This is a genomic window from Microtetraspora fusca (assembly GCF_001570365.1).
Taxonomy (GTDB): domain Bacteria; phylum Actinomycetota; class Actinomycetes; order Streptosporangiales; family Streptosporangiaceae; genus Microtetraspora; species Microtetraspora fusca.
The window spans coordinates 306,864-325,310 of the sequence record NZ_BBYK01000039.1 but is presented as its reverse complement, the minus strand read 5'-3'; the positions used below and the strand labels follow the sequence as shown (position 1 = coordinate 325,310).

Sequence of the window (18,447 nt, the reverse complement as noted above, 5' to 3'; positions counted from 1 at the left end):
CCTGCGGCGTCAGCCTTCGGGGGCGGTCGGCCCAAGAGGGTCGTGGCCCACCGACATCAGCGCGCGCCGCCAGCGGTCGTCCCGCGCCGCCCCGGCCGGGGCCGTCGTCACCCTCTCGCGTACGAAGTCGACGACCCGGCGCATGACCTCGACGTCCTCGTCGGTCAGATCGACCTTGCGTTTGCCGAGCACGTGCAGGACGCCGCGTCCAAGTTCCTGGACGCCCAGGTCCGGATCGGCAGGGAAGGCGTCCTCGTCCGACGCGGAGGTCAGCAGCCAGGAACGCAGCTCCGCCGACGTCATGTTGACCACCTCGTGGAACTCCTCCCAGAGCAGGTCCACCTCGGGGTCCGAGCGATCGGTCATGAGTTCCCCCTTCGACCAGGCTCGCCTACCCGTGAGCGCCGCGCCGATGCGGGTCCCCCGGAGACAGACGAAACCCCGTCAGGAACGCTCCTGACGGGGTCTCGACGTATATGTAACCGGTGCCGGGTCGCCTCTCGGCGAAAGGCACAACGCGGCTCCAGCCGAACGGTAATCCGCGAAGGCGAAATTAGGTGAGGCCCGGGGACACCTGCACACCGGCCACGTCGAATGTAACCACCCGTCCCCGGGCTTTGTTCCCGGCCCCGGAAACTCGTTTTCCGGCACTCCGGAAGGCGCGGGCACGTGCCTTGTCCCGGACGGCGGGTAAGGGCTGACCCATGGTGCACACGATCGACCGCGACGCCGTACAGGACCTGCTGGCCGGCCACGGGGCCCAGCTCGTCGAGGTGCTCCCAGTGGAGGAGTACGAGTGGGCGCACCTCCCCGGCGCCGCGCATCTGCCGCTGACGGATCTCAACGAGGAGACGGCCGCCCGGCTGGACGCGACCCGGCCCGTGATCGTCTACTGCCACGACCGGATGTGCGACCTGAGCCCCCGCGCGGCCCGCCGGCTCGAACGGCTCGGCTTCGCCCAGGTCCACGACTACGCCGAGGGCAAGATGGACTGGATCGCCGCCGGCCTGCCCTTCGACGGGCACGCCGTCCTGGTCGCCCAGGCCGTACGGCGTGACCCGGTGATCGCCTATCTCGACGACTCCGTGGACGACGTCGCCGAGCGGATCATCGCCGACCCGGCCGGCCTCGCCGTAGTGGTCGACCGGGACCGCCTCGTCCAGGGCGTGATCGGCCCGGCCCAGCTGAAGGACGTGCCGCCCGGCGCCACCGCCGAGCGCGTCATGCGCGTCGGCGTCACGACCGTACGGCTCAGCGAGGACATGGAGCCCCTGGTACGCCGGATGGACCGGAAGAAGGTCCACCAGGTGGTCGTGACGCGGCCCGACGGCGTCCTGGTCGGCCTGTTCGTCCTGGACGCCGTCCGGGCCCCGGAAACCGGCCCCGACGAGGGGTAGCGCCTCGACCAGCAGGGTCAACCGGCCTGGAGCACGATCCGGGCGGTCCGTTCGACGGTGGTGAAGTCGCCCATCGAGGCGCGGTTCTTCATCACGCCGAGGCAGAAGCCCGTCGCCGTGTCCGCGAAGGCCGCGGTGCCGCCACTGCCGGCCATCCCGAACAGGGTGGGCTCCGAGAGGGCCGCGGTCAGGCCGATCGTGTAGCCGAGCCCGAAGACGGCGGGGGCGCCGGTGACCTCGTCCGTCCCGGAGACCGCCGGCGAGGACAGCTCCGCCAGCTGGGCTGGGGAGACCAGCGTCCCGGCCAGGAGCGCGTCGTACAGGCGGGCCGCCGCGCGGGCCGTCGTCGTCGCCCCGGCCGGGATGTCCGAGGTCAGCACGTCGGCGCGATTGCCGAACGCGGCGTCGGGGAGCGCCGCCATCGGAGCTGCTCGATCGTCTCGCGCTCGATCACCTCGTCTCTCGAAGGTGAGGTCGGCTCCCCGGCCCGATGCGGGGGCAGGCCGTCCCCCCCGCACCGGATCACGTTCACGGCGTCGGCAGCGACCCGGCGAGCGCGTCGGCCGGGTCGGCGGGCTTGGGGAAGTCGCCGTCGACCGTGAACCGGGTGAAATACCGCGTGCCCTTCACCGTCGTGACGCCGCTGAGCGTGACCGTCGCCTCGTACCGGTTCTCCAGGCAGCCGGGCAGGCACCAGTTCCCGCTCAGCCCGCCGGTGCCGACCGCCCGGTCCGGCTCCCAGCTCGTCCAGGTGATCCCGTTCATGGAGCTGAACTCCGACAGCACCAGGTTCGCCGGACGGCTGTCGTCCCGTCCTCCCTGCTCGGCCCCGTAGAGGTTCTTCACGTAGACGGGCGGGGCGGTCGGTGACGTCGCCACGACGGCCTCGGGCGCCGTCCCGGCCGTGGTCAGGGCGCCCTTGAACGCCGGCTCGCCCGCGCCCTGCCCGCACGCCGCCGCCGTTGTCGTGGTGAGTGCGGCGATCGCCGCCGCGATCAGAATCCTTCGCACGTTTCCCCCTTGTCGTCTTCATCGCGATCTCGGCGTCGCGATCCGCTGCAACCGGAGCGGGTCCGTCCGGGTGCTTCCCTTTCGTCCCCGCACGTCACCGACCTTAGGAGAGGGTTTCTCCGCTTTCCTGCGGCTGTGCAGTTCATCGGTGCCGAGGCCCCGTTCAGCGCCTGTCGGGCCCGGTGCGTCGGGCGCCTCCCCCGCTGGGGGGAGGCGGTCGGCACCTACGGGGGAGGCCCGCCCCCTCCGTCACCGGGACGCTGAAAACATGAGCAGCCGAGCCGAGACCAGTCCGCACGTCCCCGCGATGAGCGCGCTCCCCTCCGTCCCGCCCCCGCCCCGCTGGGCGGTCTGGGCGGCCCACACCGTGCCGCTGCTGGTCCTGCCCTCGGGACTGTGGCGGGTGGCGCTGGTGACCGGCCTCCCGATCGGCTACGCCGACCACATCCCGGCCGGAGGACTCCACTTCAGCCCGGGAGAGATCGCGTACATCCTCTCGCTGAGCCTGACCAGCGAGCTGGCCGCGTACATGACCCTCGGCCTGGTCCGTCCCTGGGGCGAAGTGGCGCCGCGCTGGATCCCCTTCGTCGGCGGCAGGAGGGTACGGCCGGCCGCCGCCGTCACGGCCGCGTGCGTCGGCGCCGCGCTCATCGCGATGATCTGCGCCTGGGCGCTGCGCGGCGACCTCACCGGCTTCACCATGCTGTCCTCGACGGGGATCGCCGTGCTGGTCGCCTGCTACGCACCACTGCTCGGCTGGAGCCCCCTGCTGCTCGCCGTCACGTTCTCGTACTGGCGACGCCACCGGAGAGCCGTGCCCGCAGAGGCCTCGTGACCGACGCGACGCTCGCCGCCGCTACGGGATCAGCGTCGCGTAGTGCCGCTGGAGGGCCTGCTGCTCCTGCGGCGACCAGGGCAGGCTCTGGCCGCTGAGATACGCCCCGAGCATGTCGAGCACGTGGTGCCAGCCGGCGCCGTTGCGGGCCAGGATGGTGAGCGTATCGTCTCCCGCCGCGATGCCCTTCGCCGCCGCGCGTACGTCGTCCATGGGCAGGCGGTGGGTGAAGGTGAGCCGCGAGCCGGAGTCGGCCTCCTGGAGCCGCCAGGTGACGACGGCGCCGGGGTTGACGTCCTTGAAATAGGTGTGCTCGAACAGGTGCGGCGGCTCCGTCCGCAGCACCTGGTCCTCGACGCGGTGGCCGCCCTGGTGATACGAGACGAACCGCCCGCCGGGCCGGAGGTCGAGTTCGGTGCGCACCCCGCCCCAGCGCTCGATCTCCGCCGGGTCGGTGACGGCGTGCCAGGCGACGTCCAGGGGCCGCGCCAGGCGGCGTTCGTACCGGAAGACGACCTGTTCGCCGTCACGCTGGATGATGCCGTCCGTCATCACTGCTCCTCGTCGTGGAAATGGGCTCGCCGCCGCCCGCGAGTGCCGCGCTACCCGGCCGGCGGCTCCCGCACGCGAGGGGCCGGGCTCGCATCGGGCCGCCGCGCCAGGTCGGCAGAGCGAGGTGACCGGCCGCCACCTCGTACGCGGCGCGGGCCAGCAGGCGGGTCGAGTCCAGCGTAGGCAGGGGAGACGCCTCGGGAGTGACCAACAGCGGAATCTCCGTGCACACCAGGGCGACCGCGTCGCAGCCCCGGGCCGCCAGCCGCCCGATGACACGGCAGTACTCCTGTCGCGAGCTCTCAGTGACCACGCCGTTCACCAACTCATCGAAGATGATCTCGTTGACGATCCGGCGGTCGTCGGCGTCCGGCACCTCGGCGGCGATGCCCCGGGTGGCCAGTGCCCGCGGGTACAGCGGGCCGTCCATCGTGTACGTCGTCCCCAGCAGGCCGACGCGGCTGCGTCCGTCACGAGCCGCCTGGTCGGCCACCACGTCGGCGATGTGCAGCCCCGGCAGGGCGAGATCGGGCCCGGGTGCCTCAAGAGCCATATGGGCGGTGTTGTCCGGGCAGACGAAGAAATCCGCGCCCGCGCGGGCGAGCCGCTCCACGCTCCTGGCCAGGGTGGTCCGGATCGTCGCGTGATCTCCGGCGTCCCACGCCGGCATGCTGTACCCGAAGGCGATGTAGTCGAGGGTCACATCGGGGTGCTCGTGACGGCCCACCCGCCGGAACCCCTCCTGGCAGAACTCGAGGAAGCACAGCGCGGCCCCTCCGGTGCTGTGGGCGAGGATGCCGAGGTGATGCATGGCTTCTCCGGGGGTCAGGCAGGCGGATTCCTCCATCCTGGCACCGGCGCACCTCCGTCTCTTACCGTGAGGCATCGATCGGCATAGCGATCATGCCTGGGAGGTATGGATGGATCTGCGCGTGCTCGGCTACGTGATCGCGATCGCCGAGGAGGGGTCGATCAGCGGCGCCGCTCGTCGGCTACGCCTCACCCAGCCGACGCTGAGCAGGCAACTGCGCGAGCTGGAACGGCGGCTGGGCGTCGACCTGTTCGCCCGTGCGGGCCGCGGGCTCGTGCCCACCGCCGCCGGCGAGGCCCTGCTGCGCCGCGCGGTGACCGTCCTGGGCGAGGCCGAGGCGGCCCTCGACGACGTACGACTGGCCGCCCAGGGCCGGACCGGACGCGTGACGGTCGCGTTCGCCGGATCGGGCATCAACGGGGCGCTGGGGGACGCTCTCGGGCGCCTCCGGCACCACCTCCCCGACGTCGATCTGCGGTTGGTGGAGATGTTCGACGACGCCGAGATGTCGGCGGGCGTCCTGGACGGCAGCATCGACGTGGCGGTGCAGCGGCTGCCGGTCCGCGACGCCCGGCTCGCCACCCGGGTCTGGACGCGGGAGCCGCTCACCCTCTTCCTGCCGTCCGCCCACCCGCTCGCCGCGACCCGCGAACCGGCACCGGTCTCCGTTCTCGGAGACGTCCCGCTGGTCCTGTGGCCACGCGAGTCCGCACCCCACTCCCACGACGAGATCCTCGCGCTGTGCCATCACGCCGGGATCGTGCCGCGCATCGGCGCCCGGGGCCGGAGCGTGCAGACGATCCTCGCCCTGGTCGCCGCGGGCTTCGGCGCGGCCGTCATGACGGACTCCTACCGCGTCCTGCGCCGCGAGGGGGTGACGCCCCGGCGGCTCGTGGGCACCACCACCACGCTGCATCTCGTCTGGCGGGCCGCCGAGCCGAGCGCGCTCCTCACGCGCTTCCTGGCCGTCCTCACCCCCGCCGATCCCGCCCAGCCGCGTACGAACAGGTAAAAGCGATCGCCCGACGAACCGCCCCCTGCCATGATCTTGCCGTCTACGCGAGTCGTCAGCAGGAGGGCGGCACCGCGTGATCTGATGTGCCATCTCCCCTCAGGAGATTCCGGTGGGCGTGATTCTTGCTCCGGACAACGGCGATGCCACAAGTCCGGACGTGAGCTGGTCGTGGACCTGGTTCGGGCACTTCCGCAGGGCACTGGCCGTGGCCGAGGGGATCGACCTTGACTCGATGGTCGGGTTCGGCGGCGATCGTTCGTGGGACACCGTGGAGACGAGCCTGTCGCCTCTGCTCAGCCATCCAGGTGACGAGTGGGAACTGACGGCGGCCGAATGCGCGCAGCTCTTGCCGCGGCTCTCGGAGGTCATCTCGCGATGGCACGCCGCCCCTTCGGAAGATCTGCAGGCGTACGCGGAGCGGGGACAGGATCTCATCGAAGTCGTGCGGGTGTGCATCCACCAGGACGTCCCCCTCATGGTCTTCTGAGCGCCGCCGAAAGCCCTGCCACAGTGCGAGGAGACATCACGACCGGAAAACGCCCCGCTCACCGGAAGTGGCAGACGCTCCGACGCCCCTTGCGTCCCGGGTCGCTCCATCAACCTCCACGTCCTCCGATAGGGCGGCACGATGTTCTCCGACAGCGAGCTTGATCCGCGCGCGTTGAGCCGACTCTGGGAACGACAGTGGCCCGAGTGCCCACCGTTCGCCCACTGGCTGCGCGACCACTATCCCGACCGTTGGGTCAGATTTCACAGCCTGCCCGACTCCAAGCGCTATCCGGACAATGAGGCGGAATACGCGGTCGTGCTCGACCGCCACCACACCCTGCTGTCCGAACTCGATCCGGGCGCGGACCTCCTGGTCATCACGGCCGAATGGACGGACACTGCGGCGACCACGCCCCAGCGGTGGCCGAGGCGATCCCAGGTCGCGCCGTCAGCGCGGCACTGGCGGACCCTCATCGAAGAGCCCGACGACCCCGAGTTCCGCGCCTATACGCAGCTCTATGCCGAGCTACGACCATGGCGGCCCGGCATCATCGACGCCGTGTTACGAGCGGTCGCGGACGACGAGATCAGCGGCGTGATCCTCGGCCCCTCGGACCTCCGCTGGCTGTACCACCCATACGACGGCGGCGCCGACGTGATACTGCCCACGCGCTCAGAACGTGACGCCCTCAAGGAACGGCACCGTACCTGGTTGTCGAAGCACCCGTTGGGCTTCTAGGGACCTCGGCGCACAGGCTGTGGACAAGCGGAAGCGGGTGAACGAGCCGCTCGTTGGCCACCCGACTGCGAGCGCCACGTCTCGCCATTGTTTACGAATAGGTGTACTGTTCACCATATGGTGAACGATCCGTTTCGGGCCGTGGCCCATCCGATCCGCCGCAGGATGATCGAACGTCTGGGGAACGGCCCCGCGACGGTTGGCGAGGTGACATCGGACCTGGGTGTCTCCAAATCGGCGATCACCAAGCATCTGAAGATCCTCGAAGACTCCGGTGTCGTCGTTCGAAAAGTGGTCGGCCGCACGCACCGGCTGGCGCTGAATCCGGCAGCGCTCGTCGACGCGGTCGGCTGGGTCGACCGCCAGCGCGCTCTCTGGGAGCGCATGTTCGACACCGTCGAGGGATACCTGGCCGACAAGGAGCAGACAACAGTGACCGATACGACCACACGGTCAACCGCCGTCCGAATCGAACGCACCTACCGAGCATCGGCAGATGTCCTGTTCGACGCCTGGACCAACCCAGAAGTGATCAAGAAATGGTGGCACGCCGGCCCTGACTGGGAAACCGCCGAGGCCGCGGTCGACCTCCGCGTCGGCGGGCGCATCCGCGTCGTGATGCGCGACACCGACGGCATCGAATACACGGCCACAGGGGTCTACACCGTCATCGAGCGCCCTTCACGCCTGGGCTGGATTTGGCACGGCGAGGACGGCGAGTCCGGCACCGGATCACGGTGCGACCTGGAGATCGTCGAGCATGACGGTGTCACCAGCGTGGTGCTCACCCACCATGGCCTGCCCGACCAGCATTCGGCGGCCGAGTTCCGCGAGGGCTGGGGCCTTTGCCTGGACAACCTCGACAAGGTGATCACCCCATGACACACCTCGACGACCCGATGACCTTGCCCCAGGGCGATGTACGCCTGCTACAGAGCGAGGTGGCCCAGCGGCTACTCCACTCCACCGAGCTGGCACGTGTCGCCTACGTGGCCAAGGACGGAACGCCACGGGTGTTCCCCATGCTGTTCCACTGGAACGGCAGCGAGATCGTGTTCTCCACGTTCGGGGGTCTCAAGGTCAACGCCCTGCGAGCCCGTCCCGACGTCGCCATCACCATCGACACCGCCACCACCCCGCCTTCGACACTTCTCATCCGGGGAAAGGCCGAGGTCACAGACGTCGACGGCATCGCCGAGGAATACGCAGCCGCGCAGCGCCGCTACGCCGGCGAAGAGCAGGGTGCGGCGAACGTCGCTTCGGTTGACCGGCCCGGTGTCAAGATGGTCCGCATCGCCGTACGGCCTGCATGGGTCGGCGTTCTGGACTTCGTCACTCGCTTCCCCGGCGGCACGACCCCCGACGAGTTCGCGCGGCGGGGCCAATAACGCAGCCCGCCAGATCAAGCCCGATCAGGGCGGTAAACCAGATCCGGCACGACTGATCCTGGTCGGAACGCAGGCCCGGGTCAGTCTCTGCCGCGTGCTCGAGACGACCACACATGTATCCGATCTCTCGCGGAGCCGGCCAGTCCGGCGGAGCTTGACCTTCCGCGCCCGCTGCTTGCCGGACCTGTACGGCTGGGCTTGACCTGGAGTCGAGCCGCTGGGCTCTGCCTTCGTCGATGGCGGGCGCTGCCTCGATCGGTAGTCACTCGGCCAGTCACGCAAAAGATCAAAAAAAGCCGCTCTCCGATACCCGGAGAGCGGCTTTGATTTGGGTGGGGCTATCAGGACTTGAACCTGAGACCTCTTCCTTATCAGGGAAGCGCTCTAACCGACTGAGCTATAGCCCCTCGTACGCGCAAGGAACGTTACCGCATCCGTAGGACGGAGGCGAATTCCGCTGCTCGAACGAGAGAAAGCTTACCGTGTCCGGCGGGCTGGTCGAACCGCCAGGCTGGTACGGCCACCGCCCGGAGAGCGGCGACCGTACCGGAGCGGGCTACTCGGCCTCGCTGAAGGTGACCTCGATGCCACCCACGAGGCTGGCCGACAGGTTGTAGATGACGGCGCCCAGCGTGGACAGCGCGGTGATGAGGACGACGTTGATCGCACCGAGCAGGGCCGTGTAGCCGAGGATGCGGACCGGATCGAACCACGACTCGATGCTCTTGGCGAGGTCGCTCGTCGCCTTGCCGCCGTCACCGGAGGTGAGCTGGGTGACCATGTCGGTGATGGTGTCGAAGACGCCGAGGGCCGAGAGCACGCCGTACAGCACGGCCACGGCGACGAACAGCACCACGAAGCAGACCAGCGACAGGACGAAGCTGAACTTCATCGCCGACCACGGCTCCACCCGGCGGAGCACCAGGTGGGCCTTACGCGGGGCGCGGATCGCCGCCTTGCCGTCGGGGGCCGGTTCGGTCCGCAGGGGCGACTCGGACGCGCTGGAGGCGCCGGGCCCGCCCGGCTTGGGCGTGGAGCTCATGGCGGGCCGGGGGTAGGCGGCCGTCGGGCCCGGGCCGGCGACCTGCCGGCCGGGAGCGGCGCCGCCCGCGCCGGAACCAGCGGGACCGTTCCCACTCGGGCCACTCGCACCGGGGCCGCTCGGCCCCGGGCCGCCCGGATTCCCGCCCGGCCGCTGCGGCTGGCCGCCCTGCCCGCCGGGCCGGGGCCGAGCCGAGTCTCCGGCTTTGCCGTCCTTGCCGGGAGGTGTCACATCAGCTTCACGCGCCACCCCAGCGACGTTACCGCTTTCGCCGACCCGCTCGGTCACCTGATCCCGCATCTGTGAAGACGCGGGACGGGCGCCTCCTGCCTTCTTCTTTGGCGCGCCGGCCGCGTTCTCGCCGCTGGAGCTGCTCATGCCTCGTCTCCTGCCCCGTTTTCCTCGGTCTCCAACGACTCGGCATTCCGGGCGAGGGCCACGACACTGTCGCCATCGGCGAGGTTCATCAGGCGCACACCCATGGTCTGCCGGCCGGACTGCTTGATTTCCCCGGCACTGGTCCGGATCACCCCACCGACTGAGGTGATCGCGAAAACTTCGTCCTCCGGACGAACCATAACGGCACCGACCAGCTTGCCACGAGAGCTGACGATTTTCGCCGTCAGCACGCCCTTACCTCCGCGGCCCTGAACCGGATATTGACTCGCTGGCGTCCGCTTTGCATAGCCGCCTTCGGTCGCGATCAGCACGTCCTCGCCGTCACTGATCACGTTCATCGCGAGCAGCTCGTCGCCGTCGAGGAACCGCATCCCGATCACGCCGCTGGTCGCGCGCCCCATCGGCCGCAGCGCCTCGTCCGAGGCGGTGAACCGGATGGACTGCGCGTTCTTGGAGACGAGCAGCAGGTCGTCGTTCTCCGAGACGAGCCGGGCCGCGATCACCTCGTCGTCCTCACGCAGGTTGATCGCGATCAGACCCCCGGAGCGCGGCGAGTCGTACTCCGCGAGCCGCGTCTTCTTCACCAGACCGCTGCGCGTGGCGAGCACCAGGTACGGCGCCACGTCGTAGTCGCGCAGGTCGAGGATCTCCATGACGTGCTCGTCCGGCTGCATGGCGAGCAGGTTCGCCAGATGCTGCCCCCGGGCGTCCCGGCCCGAGTCCGGCAGCTCGTACGCCTTGACCCGGTAGACCCGCCCCTTGTTCGTGAAGGCGAGCAGCCAGTGATGCGTCGTCGTCACGAAGAAGTGCTCGACGATGTCGTCCTGGCGGAGCTGCGCGCCCCGGACGCCCTTGCCGCCGCGCTTCTGCGCCCGGTAGAGGTCCATGTTGGTGCGCTTGGCGTACCCGCCGCGAGTGATCGTGACGACCATGTCCTCTTCGGCGATCAGGTCCTCGATGGACATGTCGCCCTCGTAGGCGATGATCTCCGTCTTGCGCTCGTCGCCGAACTTGGCGGCGATCTCGCCGAGCTCCTCGGAGACGATCGTCCGCTGCCGCTCCGGCGAGGCGAGGATGCTCTGGAAGTCGGCGATCTGCGCCATCAGGCCGTCGTACTCGTCCTGGATCTGCTGCCGTTCGAGGGCGGCCAGCTTGCGCAGCTGCATGTCGAGGATGGCCTGCGCCTGAACCTGGTCGATCTCCAGCAGCGCCATCAGGCCGCCCTGGGCCTCGGCCGCCGACGGCGACCGCCGGATGAGGGCGATGACCTCGTCCATCCGGTCGAGCGCCTTGAGCAGACCGCGCAGGATGTGCGCCCGCTCCTCGGCCTTGCGCAGCAGGAAGCGGGTCCGCCGGACGACGACCTCGACCTGGTGCTCGATGTAGTACTTGACGAACTGGTCCAGCCGCAGCGTGCGCGGCACGCCGTCCACCAGCGCGATCATGTTCGCGCCGAAGGTCGTCTGCAGCTGGGTGTGCTTGTACAGGTTGTTCAGCACGACCTTGGCGACGGCGTCGCGCTTGAGCACGATCACCAGCCGCTGGCCGGTGCGCGAGGAGGTCTCGTCGCGGACGTCCGCGATGCCGCTGATCCGGCCGTCCTTGACCAGCTCGGCGATGGTGAGGGCGAGGTTGTCCGGGTTCACCTGGTACGGCAGGGCCGTCACGACCAGGCACTGCCGGCCCTTGGCGTCCTCCTCGACCTCCACGATGGCGCGCATGGTGATCGAGCCGCGGCCGGTGCGGTACGCGTCGTCGATGCCCCTGCGGCCGACGATCAGGGCGCCGGTCGGGAAGTCAGGGCCCTTCACCCGCGCGATGAGCGCCTCGAGCAGTTCCTCGTCGCTCGCCTCGGGGTTCTCCAGGCTCCACTTGACCCCCGCGACCACCTCACGGAGGTTGTGCGGCGGGATGTTCGTCGCCATGCCGACCGCGATGCCGGCGGAGCCGTTCACCAGGAGGTTGGGGAACCTCGACGGCAGGACGACCGGCTCCTGCGACCGCCCGTCGTAGTTGGGCTGGAAGTCGACGGTGTCCTTGTCGATGTCCCGGAGCAGCTCCATGGCGATCGGCGCGAGGCGGCACTCGGTGTACCGCATCGCGGCGGCCGGGTCGTTGCCCGGCGAGCCGAAGTTGCCCTGGCCGTCGACCAGCGGGTAGCGCAGCGACCAGGGCTGCGCGAGCCGTACGACGGCGTCGTAGATCGACGTGTCGCCGTGCGGGTGGTAGGAGCCCATGACGTCGCCGACGACGCGGGAGCACTTGAAATATCCGCGGTCGGGCCGGTAGCCGCCGTCGAACATCGCGTACAGCACCCGGCGGTGCACGGGCTTGAGCCCGTCGCGCACGTCGGGAAGGGCACGCGACACGATGACCGACATCGCGTAGTCCATGTAGCTGCGCTGCATCTCGGACTGGATGTCCACCGGTTCGATGCGGTCAGCGGGCGGTCCAGGCGGAGTGTTCACTTCCGTCACGAAAAGTCAGTCCTTACACGTCGAGGAAGCGGACGTCACGGGCGTTGCGGATGATGAAGTTCCGGCGGGCTTCCACGTCCTCACCCATCAGGACGGTGAACAGCTCGTCCGCCTGAGCGGCGTCGTCGAGCGTCACCTGGAGGAGGACCCGGCTGTGTGGGTTCATCGTGGTGTCCCACAGCTGCGCGGCGTTCATCTCGCCGAGACCCTTGAAGCGCTGGACGCCGTCGTGCAGGCGCGGGTCGCGCTTGCCGCGCGCGATGCCGTCCTCGATGACCGCGTCCCGCTCCCGGTCGGAGAACGCGTACGACGCGTCCTCGCCCTTGCGGTCCCACTTGATCTTGTACAGCGGAGGCTGGGAAAGGTAGACGTGCCCTGCCTCGATCAGCGGCCGCATGAAGCGGAACAGCAATGTCAGCAGCAGGGTGGTGATGTGCTGGCCGTCGACGTCGGCGTCGGCCATCAGGATCAGCTTGTGGTAGCGGAGCTTGGAGATGTCGAACTCGTCGTGCACGCCGGTGCCGAGCGCGGTGATCATCGCCTGGACCTCGTTGTTCTTGAGGACCTTGTCGATGCGCGCCTTCTCGACGTTCAGGATCTTGCCGCGCAGGGGGAGGATCGCCTGGAACTTGGGATCCCGGCCGCCCTTCGCCGAGCCGCCCGCCGAGTCACCCTCGACGATGTACAGCTCGCACTTCTCCGGCTCGGACCACTGGCAGTCGGCCAGCTTGCCCGGCAGGCCGCTCCCGCTCTCCAGCAGCGACTTGCGCCGGGTGAGGTCGCGGGCCTGACGCGCCGCGATGCGGGCGCGGGAGGCCTGGAGCGACTTGTTGATGATCTCCTTGGCCTCGCCCGGGTTGCGCTCGAACCAGTCGCGCAGGTGGTCGTTGCACGCCTTCTGCACGAACGACTTCGCCTCGGTGTTGCCGAGCTTGGTCTTGGTCTGGCCCTCGAACTGCGGGTCGGCCAGCTTCACCGAGATGATCGCGGTGAGACCCTCGCGAATGTCGTCACCCGTGAGGTTGTCGTCCTTGCCCTCTTTGAGGAACCGCTGCTCGCGCGCGTACCGGTTGACGATGCTGGTCAGCGCGGCGCGAAAGCCCTCCTCGTGGGTGCCGCCCTCGGCGGTGTTGATCGTGTTGGCGAAGGTGTAGACCGACTCCGAGTACGAGGAGTTCCACTGCATGGCGATCTCGACCGAGATGCCGTCGCCGTGCTCCTCGAAGTCGATGACGGAGCTGTGGATGGGCTCCTTCTTCTTGTTGAGGTGGCCGACGAAGTCGGACAGACCGCCCTCGTAGTGGTACGTCGCGACGACCGGCTCGCCGTTGACGTGGTCGGGCCGCTCATCCTTGATGATGATCGTCAGGCCCTTGTTGAGGAAGGCCATCTCCTGGAACCGGCGGGAGAGCGTCTCGAAGTTCCAGGTGGTCGTCTCGAAGATCTCGTCGTCCGCCCAGAACGTGATCGAGGTGCCGGTCTCCTCGGTCGCCTCGCCCTTGCGCAGCGGGCCGGTCGGCCTGGAGTGGTCGTACGTCTGGGACCAGTGGTACCCGTCGGTGCGAATCTCCACTTCCAGCCGCGTGGACAGCGCGTTCACCACGGAGACGCCCACGCCGTGCAGACCGCCGGAGACGGCGTACGACTTGCTGTCGAACTTGCCGCCGGCGTGCAGCGTGGTGAGCACGAGCTCGACCGCGGGCCGCTTTTCCACAGGGTGCTCGCCGACGGGGATGCCTCGGCCGTTGTCGACGACCTTGACCCCGTTGTCCGCGAGCAGCGTGACCTCGATCGTGTCGCAGTACCCCGCCAGGGCCTCGTCGACCGAGTTGTCCACAACTTCGTAGACCAGGTGGTGGAGGCCGCGCTCGCCCGTCGAGCCGATGTACATGCCGGGGCGCTTGCGGACCGCTTCCAGACCTTCGAGAACGGTGATAGAGCTAGCGTCGTAGGACAAGTGCGAAATCCTCCTGCCGCGGACACGTGGCGAGCGAGACCTCTGCTGGCTGCCCCTGCCGTGCCCGTCACCGTCGTGAATAAGCCCCGTGCGTTCACCCAGAGGAAAACGGCCTCGAACCGGGGTGACGCGCAAGCGGACGTGTCCTTGAGTCCGCGTTCATTCTACTGCGCTCACAGCACTTATGCGGCAATGACGGCCGCTGTGATGCCCTGTAGCGCGACGATCATGTTTTCAGGCACTCCCCCTCATGGAAGGGGGTCAGCCGCTCAGGGGCAATTAGGGAGCCTAGCCGTAGGTGTCGCCGGGACCCCCGCCGCCGCGGACGCGCAACCCGCCCTGCCGCGGTCCCGCCCCCGGACCGCGCACCTTGACCCGCTTCACCGTGCCGTCGCCGAGTTCCTCGTTCAACCGCCTCACGAGCGTGGCCGCGAGAAGCCGCACCTGCGTGGCCCAGGCGGTGGAGTCCGCCGCCACGACCACTTCGCCGTCCTCGAAAGTCTCCGGCCTCGTGTGCGCCGCCAGATCGGGCCCCACGATCTCGCGCCAGCGGCCGAACACCCCGCCCACCGCGACCGGACGCTCCCAGCCCCGGGCGGCCAGCAGATCCCTGATCGCCTGGCCGAAGGGCTGTGGATCGCCGGCGTCCCGCCGCTGCCCCGGGGACCTGCGGCGCGGCTCCGTGCGGGGGAGCTGCCCCCGCCTGGCCGCGTCGGCCTTCGCCTGGGCCAGCTTCTCCCGCGCGAGCGCCGCCCCCTTCGCGGCAGTGTTCATGGCACTCGCTGTGCTTACGGCGCTCGCTTCGCTCGCGCGGTTCGGGGCGGACGCCTGGGACGGCTCATCGGACACGGGTGGCGCTCCCTTCGGTGACGTCGAACCGCGCGCCGGCCAGCTCGGCGGGGACGTCGTCCGGAACCGCCGCGGTGATCAGCACCTGCTCGGCGGGCGCGACGATCTCCGCGAGCCGGGTCCGGCGATGGCCGTCCAGCTCGGCGAACACGTCGTCCAGGATCAGCACCGGATCGCCGCCGTCCGCGCGAAGCAGGTCGTAGGCCGCCAGTCGCAGCGCCAACGCGAACGACCACGACTCGCCATGGCTCGCGTATCCGCGTGCGGGCAGTTCGCCCAGTGCCAGGTGCAGGTCGTCGCGGTGCGGCCCCACCAGGGTGACGCCGCGTTCCAGCTCCGCCTGCCGCGCCTCGGCGAGGCTCGCCCGCAACGCCTCTTCGAGAATTTCACGTGATCGTCCACAGTCTGTGGACAACTTCACGCCGGTCCGGTACTCGAGATCCGCCGCGGCCGAGGCGGGCGCGAGCGTCGCGTACGCCTTGGCGGTCAGCGGGCGCAACGCCTCGACCAGGTCCATCCGGGCCGCGAGCAGCTCCGCGCCGTGCCGTACGAGGTGGGAGTCCCAGACGTCGAGCGTGCTCAGCACGTCACCCGCGCCCGCCGACGCGAACGCCGCGTCGTCTTCCTGCCGGCGCGCGCCGCGCCGCCGCCCCTGCCTGGTCGCGGCGGCCGTACGCAGCAGGGTGTTGCGCTGCTTGAGCACGCGGTCGTAGTCGGCGCGGACCCCGGCGAACCGGGGGGCGCGGGCCACCAGCAGATCGTCGAGGAAGCGGCGCCGCTCCGAGGGGTCGCCCTTGACCAGGGCGAGGTCCTCGGGGGCGAACAGGACCGTGCGCAGCAGGCCGAGCGCCTCGCGCGGCCGCGCGACCGGCGAGCGGTTCACCCGCGCCCGGTTGGCCCGGCCGGGGTTGATCTCCAACTCGATGAGCGCCCGGCGCTCGTCCCTGACGACGAGCGCGCGGACGATCGCCCGCTCGGCTCCGTGCCGCACCAGCGGGGCGTCGGTGGCGACGCGGTGACTCGACTGCGTCGCGACGTACCCGATCGCCTCGACCAGGTTGGTCTTGCCGTGCCCGTTGGGGCCGACGAACGCCGTAACCCCGGGATCCAGGGCGATCTCGGCCGAGGGGTAGGACCGGAAGTCGGTCAGGGACAGGTGGCACACACGCACCCCGAAAGGCTAGTCCCTGCCGGCGACCGCCCGCGGGGCGATGAACCTCGCCCCTGTCACGCCTCGGCCGCGCCGGTTGTCCACAGCCTGTGGATCAGCGCTGGACCTCCACCGGCGGGGTCACGTCGGCGCCGGGAGCGTCCGCGCCCATGCCGGTCTGCCCCTCCTGCGCGGTGACCGCGTGCCCGCCGAACTGGTTGCGCAGCGCGGCGACCATCTTCATCGCGGGGGAGTCCTCCTGCCGGGACGCGAACCGCGCGTACAGCGCGGCCGTGATGACCGGCAGCGGCACCGCGTGGTCCACCGCCGCCTGGACCGTCCAGCGGCCCTCGCCCGAGTCCTGGGCGTACCCCTTGATGTCGGCGAGACCCGGGTCCTGGTCCAGCGCGCGGACCAGCAGGTCGAGCAGCCAGGAACGGATGACCGTGCCCTGCCGCCAGCTCTTGAACGACCCGTGGACGTCCGTGACGATGTCGGAGGCCTCGAGCAGCTCCCAGCCTTCGGCGAAGGCCTGCATCATGCCGTACTCGATGCCGTTGTGGACCATCTTGGCGAAGTGCCCGGCGCCGACCCGACCGGCGTGGACGAAGCCGTCCTCGCCCTCGGGCTTGAGCGTCTCGAAGACCGGCCGCAGCCGCGCGACGTCCTCGGCCGTGCCGCCGACCATCAGGGCGTAGCCGTTCTCCAGCCCCCACACGCCGCCGCTGACGCCGACGTCGACGAAGCCGACCCCCCTGGTGGCGAGGTCGGCGCCGTGCTTCTGGTCGTCCACATAGTGGGAGTTGCCGCCGTCGATCACGATGTCGCCGGGAGAGAGCATCTCGCGCAGCAGCCGGATCGTGCTGTGGGTCGGCTCACCGGCCGGCACCATGACCCAGACGGCACGGGGAGCCTCCAGGCGGTCGACCAGCTCCTTGAGGCTGCCGACGTCGCTGAGCTCCGGGTCCCGGTCATATCCGACGACGTCGTGGCCGCCGCGGCGAAGCCGCTCGGCCATGTTGCCGCCCATCTTGCCGAGCCCGATCATGCCGATCTGCATAGAGCAACCCCCCTCAGGGTCGAACATCCACAAGGACGCCGTACCCGGACATACGACCTCCACGCCCGGGAGATCGTACGCCCCCGGGTCAGCTCGACAGGCGGATCGGCATGATCAGGTAGCGATAATCCGGGGTCGCGCCTTCGTCCACAGGCTTGCCGCCGGTGAGGATGGCGGGCTTCGTCGCGGTGGTGAACTGCAGGCGGGCGACGTCGGAGTCGATCGCGCCGAGGCCCTCCAGCAGGAACTGGTGGTTGAACGCGATGTTGATGTCGTCGCCGTCGAACTCGACCGGCAGGACCTCGACCGCCTGCGCCTCGTCGCCGCTGCCCGCCTCCAGGACGACCTCGTCGCCGCGGAAGGCCAGCCGTACCGGAGTGTTGCGCTCGGCGACCAGCGCGACGCGCTTGACCGCCTCGACGAACGACGCGGTGGCGATGTCGGCCCGCGCGGAGAACTCCGTCGGCAGCAGCGAGCGGTACTTCGGGAACTCGGGGTCGAGCAGCCGCGTGGTGGTCCGCCTGCCCGCGCTGGAGAAGCCGATCATGCCCTCGCCGGTGCCTCCGACCGAGCTCAGCGCGATCTCCACCTCGGCCCCGGTGCCGCCCAGCGCCTTGGCCGTGTCCGCGAGCGTACGGCCCGGCACCATCGCGATCGCCTGGAAGTCGGGCTGCTCCGGGTGCCACTTCAGCTCGCGTACGGCGAGGCGGTAGCGGTCGGTGGCGGCGAGCGTCACCGTGTCGCCCTCGATCTCCATCCGGACGCCGGTGAGCATCGGGAGGGTGTCGTCCTTGCCCGCGGCCACGGCGACCTGGCCGACCGCTCCCGCGAAGACGTCGCTGCCGATCCGCCCCGCGGCCGGCGGCATGGACGGCAGGGACGGGTAGTCCTCGACCGGCATCGTCAGCAGGGTGAACCGTGCGCTGCCGCACGTGACCACTGCCTTGGCTCCGTCCACCACGAAATCCACAGGCTGTGCAGGAAGCGCCCGAGTGATTTCGGCGAGGAGCTTGCCGGAGACGAGGACGACGCCGGGCTCGCCGGTCTGCGGTTCGAGGGTCACCTCGGCCGAGACCTCGTAGTCGAAGCCGGAGAGCTTCAACTGCTGGTCGTCGGTGACCTCTAGGCGCATGCCCGCCAGCACCGGCACGGACGGCCGCGCCGGAAGGCTGCGTGCCGTCCACGCGACGGCCTCGGCGAGTACGTCGCGGTCGATCCGGAACATCACGTGGATCAGCCTCCTGGGTATCGCTGATTGAGCATTGTTGCAAGTGTT

The 18,447-nt window shown here is 69.7% G+C and carries 19 protein-coding genes and 1 tRNA gene; 7 read left to right on the top strand and 13 right to left on the bottom strand.

Going from position 1 to position 18,447, the window contains the following annotated elements; translation table 11 throughout:
• Positions 1–9 precede the first annotated feature (9 nt).
• Positions 10–366 (bottom strand): DUF3140 domain-containing protein, encoded by a 357-nt coding sequence (locus tag AWQ68_RS04565; protein WP_066935060.1) that lies wholly within the window; start codon positions 364–366, stop codon positions 10–12.
• 338 nt (positions 367–704) lie between these two features.
• Between AWQ68_RS04565 and AWQ68_RS04560 the strand changes: the two genes are divergently transcribed.
• A complete protein-coding gene (locus AWQ68_RS04560; RefSeq protein WP_066935058.1) occupies positions 705–1,397 on the top strand; it encodes a rhodanese-like domain-containing protein in 693 nt (230 codons plus the stop codon).
• A 17-nt stretch (positions 1,398–1,414) separates the two neighbouring features.
• Here the strand turns inward: AWQ68_RS04560 and AWQ68_RS04555 are convergent, their stop codons facing one another.
• Positions 1,415–1,915 carry a serine hydrolase gene (locus AWQ68_RS04555; RefSeq protein ID WP_281217590.1) on the bottom strand — a complete coding sequence of 167 codons (501 nt, stop codon included), beginning with the start codon at positions 1,913–1,915 and terminating at the stop codon, positions 1,415–1,417.
• 10 nt (positions 1,916–1,925) lie between these two features.
• Positions 1,926–2,408, bottom strand: coding sequence for a hypothetical protein (locus AWQ68_RS04550; RefSeq protein ID WP_066935054.1), 483 nt, complete (start codon positions 2,406–2,408; stop codon positions 1,926–1,928).
• 268 nt (positions 2,409–2,676) lie between these two features.
• Here AWQ68_RS04550 and AWQ68_RS04545 point away from each other — a divergent pair, with 268 nt between their 5' ends.
• Positions 2,677–3,243: a hypothetical protein gene (locus AWQ68_RS04545; RefSeq protein ID WP_066935051.1), complete on the top strand. Its 567-nt coding sequence runs from the start codon at positions 2,677–2,679 to the stop codon at positions 3,241–3,243.
• Between the two features lie 21 nt (positions 3,244–3,264).
• Here AWQ68_RS04545 and AWQ68_RS04540 read toward each other — a convergent pair whose 3' ends face one another.
• Positions 3,265–3,795 (bottom strand): SRPBCC domain-containing protein, encoded by a 531-nt coding sequence (locus tag AWQ68_RS04540; protein ID WP_066935048.1) that lies wholly within the window; start codon positions 3,793–3,795, stop codon positions 3,265–3,267.
• The gene (locus AWQ68_RS04535; RefSeq protein ID WP_084463637.1) at positions 3,770–4,606 is read right to left on the bottom strand and encodes an aspartate/glutamate racemase family protein; all 837 of its coding nucleotides are present in this window, start codon (positions 4,604–4,606) and stop codon (positions 3,770–3,772) included. Before AWQ68_RS04535 ends, AWQ68_RS04540 begins: the two co-directional genes overlap by 26 nt.
• A 109-nt stretch (positions 4,607–4,715) precedes the next feature.
• Here AWQ68_RS04535 and AWQ68_RS04530 point away from each other — a divergent pair, with 109 nt between their 5' ends.
• The 5 genes from AWQ68_RS04530 (at position 4,716) to AWQ68_RS04510 (ending at position 8,237) form a co-directional block, all read left to right on the top strand.
• Positions 4,716–5,618: a LysR family transcriptional regulator gene (locus tag AWQ68_RS04530; protein ID WP_066935045.1), complete on the top strand. Its 903-nt coding sequence runs from the start codon at positions 4,716–4,718 to the stop codon at positions 5,616–5,618.
• Between the two features lie 112 nt (positions 5,619–5,730).
• Positions 5,731–6,108: a hypothetical protein gene (locus tag AWQ68_RS04525; RefSeq protein ID WP_066935042.1), complete on the top strand. Its 378-nt coding sequence runs from the start codon at positions 5,731–5,733 to the stop codon at positions 6,106–6,108.
• Between the two features lie 141 nt (positions 6,109–6,249).
• Entirely contained in the window at positions 6,250–6,849 is a 600-nt protein-coding gene (locus tag AWQ68_RS04520; protein ID WP_066935039.1) for a DUF3885 domain-containing protein, read from the top strand.
• A 117-nt stretch (positions 6,850–6,966) separates the two neighbouring features.
• Entirely contained in the window at positions 6,967–7,731 is a 765-nt protein-coding gene (locus tag AWQ68_RS04515; RefSeq protein ID WP_066935036.1) for a metalloregulator ArsR/SmtB family transcription factor, read from the top strand.
• The gene (locus AWQ68_RS04510; protein WP_218006764.1) at positions 7,728–8,237 is read left to right on the top strand and encodes a pyridoxamine 5'-phosphate oxidase family protein; all 510 of its coding nucleotides are present in this window, start codon (positions 7,728–7,730) and stop codon (positions 8,235–8,237) included. Before AWQ68_RS04515 ends, AWQ68_RS04510 begins: the two co-directional genes overlap by 4 nt.
• Positions 8,238–8,570: 333 nt before the next feature.
• On the opposite strand, the gene AWQ68_RS04505 is transcribed toward AWQ68_RS04510, so the two are convergent.
• The 8 genes from AWQ68_RS04505 to dnaN all read right to left on the bottom strand — a co-directional run bounded on the left by AWQ68_RS04505 (position 8,571) and on the right by dnaN (position 18,399).
• A tRNA-Ile gene (locus AWQ68_RS04505) sits at positions 8,571–8,644 on the bottom strand.
• A gap of 149 nt (positions 8,645–8,793) precedes the next feature.
• On the bottom strand, positions 8,794–9,279 hold the full coding sequence (locus tag AWQ68_RS04500; protein ID WP_084463636.1) for a DUF3566 domain-containing protein: 486 nt from the start codon (positions 9,277–9,279) through the stop codon (positions 8,794–8,796).
• Between the two features lie 374 nt (positions 9,280–9,653).
• Positions 9,654–12,155, bottom strand: a complete 2,502-nt coding sequence (gyrA, locus tag AWQ68_RS04495) for a DNA gyrase subunit A (protein WP_066935033.1) — start codon at positions 12,153–12,155, stop codon at positions 9,654–9,656.
• Positions 12,156–12,168: 13 nt separating this feature from the next.
• Complete coding sequence (gyrB, locus tag AWQ68_RS04490; protein ID WP_084463635.1) at positions 12,169–14,112, bottom strand: DNA topoisomerase (ATP-hydrolyzing) subunit B; 1,944 nt, start codon at positions 14,110–14,112, stop codon at positions 12,169–12,171.
• Positions 14,113–14,400: 288 nt separating this feature from the next.
• Positions 14,401–14,886 carry a DciA family protein gene (locus AWQ68_RS04485; protein ID WP_066935028.1) on the bottom strand — a complete coding sequence of 162 codons (486 nt, stop codon included), beginning with the start codon at positions 14,884–14,886 and terminating at the stop codon, positions 14,401–14,403.
• A 64-nt stretch (positions 14,887–14,950) separates the two neighbouring features.
• Positions 14,951–16,132, bottom strand: a complete 1,182-nt coding sequence (gene recF, locus AWQ68_RS04480) for a DNA replication/repair protein RecF (RefSeq protein ID WP_066935026.1) — start codon at positions 16,130–16,132, stop codon at positions 14,951–14,953.
• A gap of 94 nt (positions 16,133–16,226) precedes the next feature.
• Entirely contained in the window at positions 16,227–17,171 is a 945-nt protein-coding gene (gene gnd, locus AWQ68_RS04475; RefSeq protein WP_066935023.1) for a phosphogluconate dehydrogenase (NAD(+)-dependent, decarboxylating), read from the bottom strand.
• 88 nt (positions 17,172–17,259) lie between these two features.
• On the bottom strand, positions 17,260–18,399 hold the full coding sequence (gene dnaN, locus AWQ68_RS04470; RefSeq protein ID WP_066935019.1) for a DNA polymerase III subunit beta: 1,140 nt from the start codon (positions 18,397–18,399) through the stop codon (positions 17,260–17,262).
• Positions 18,400–18,447 lie beyond the last annotated feature (48 nt).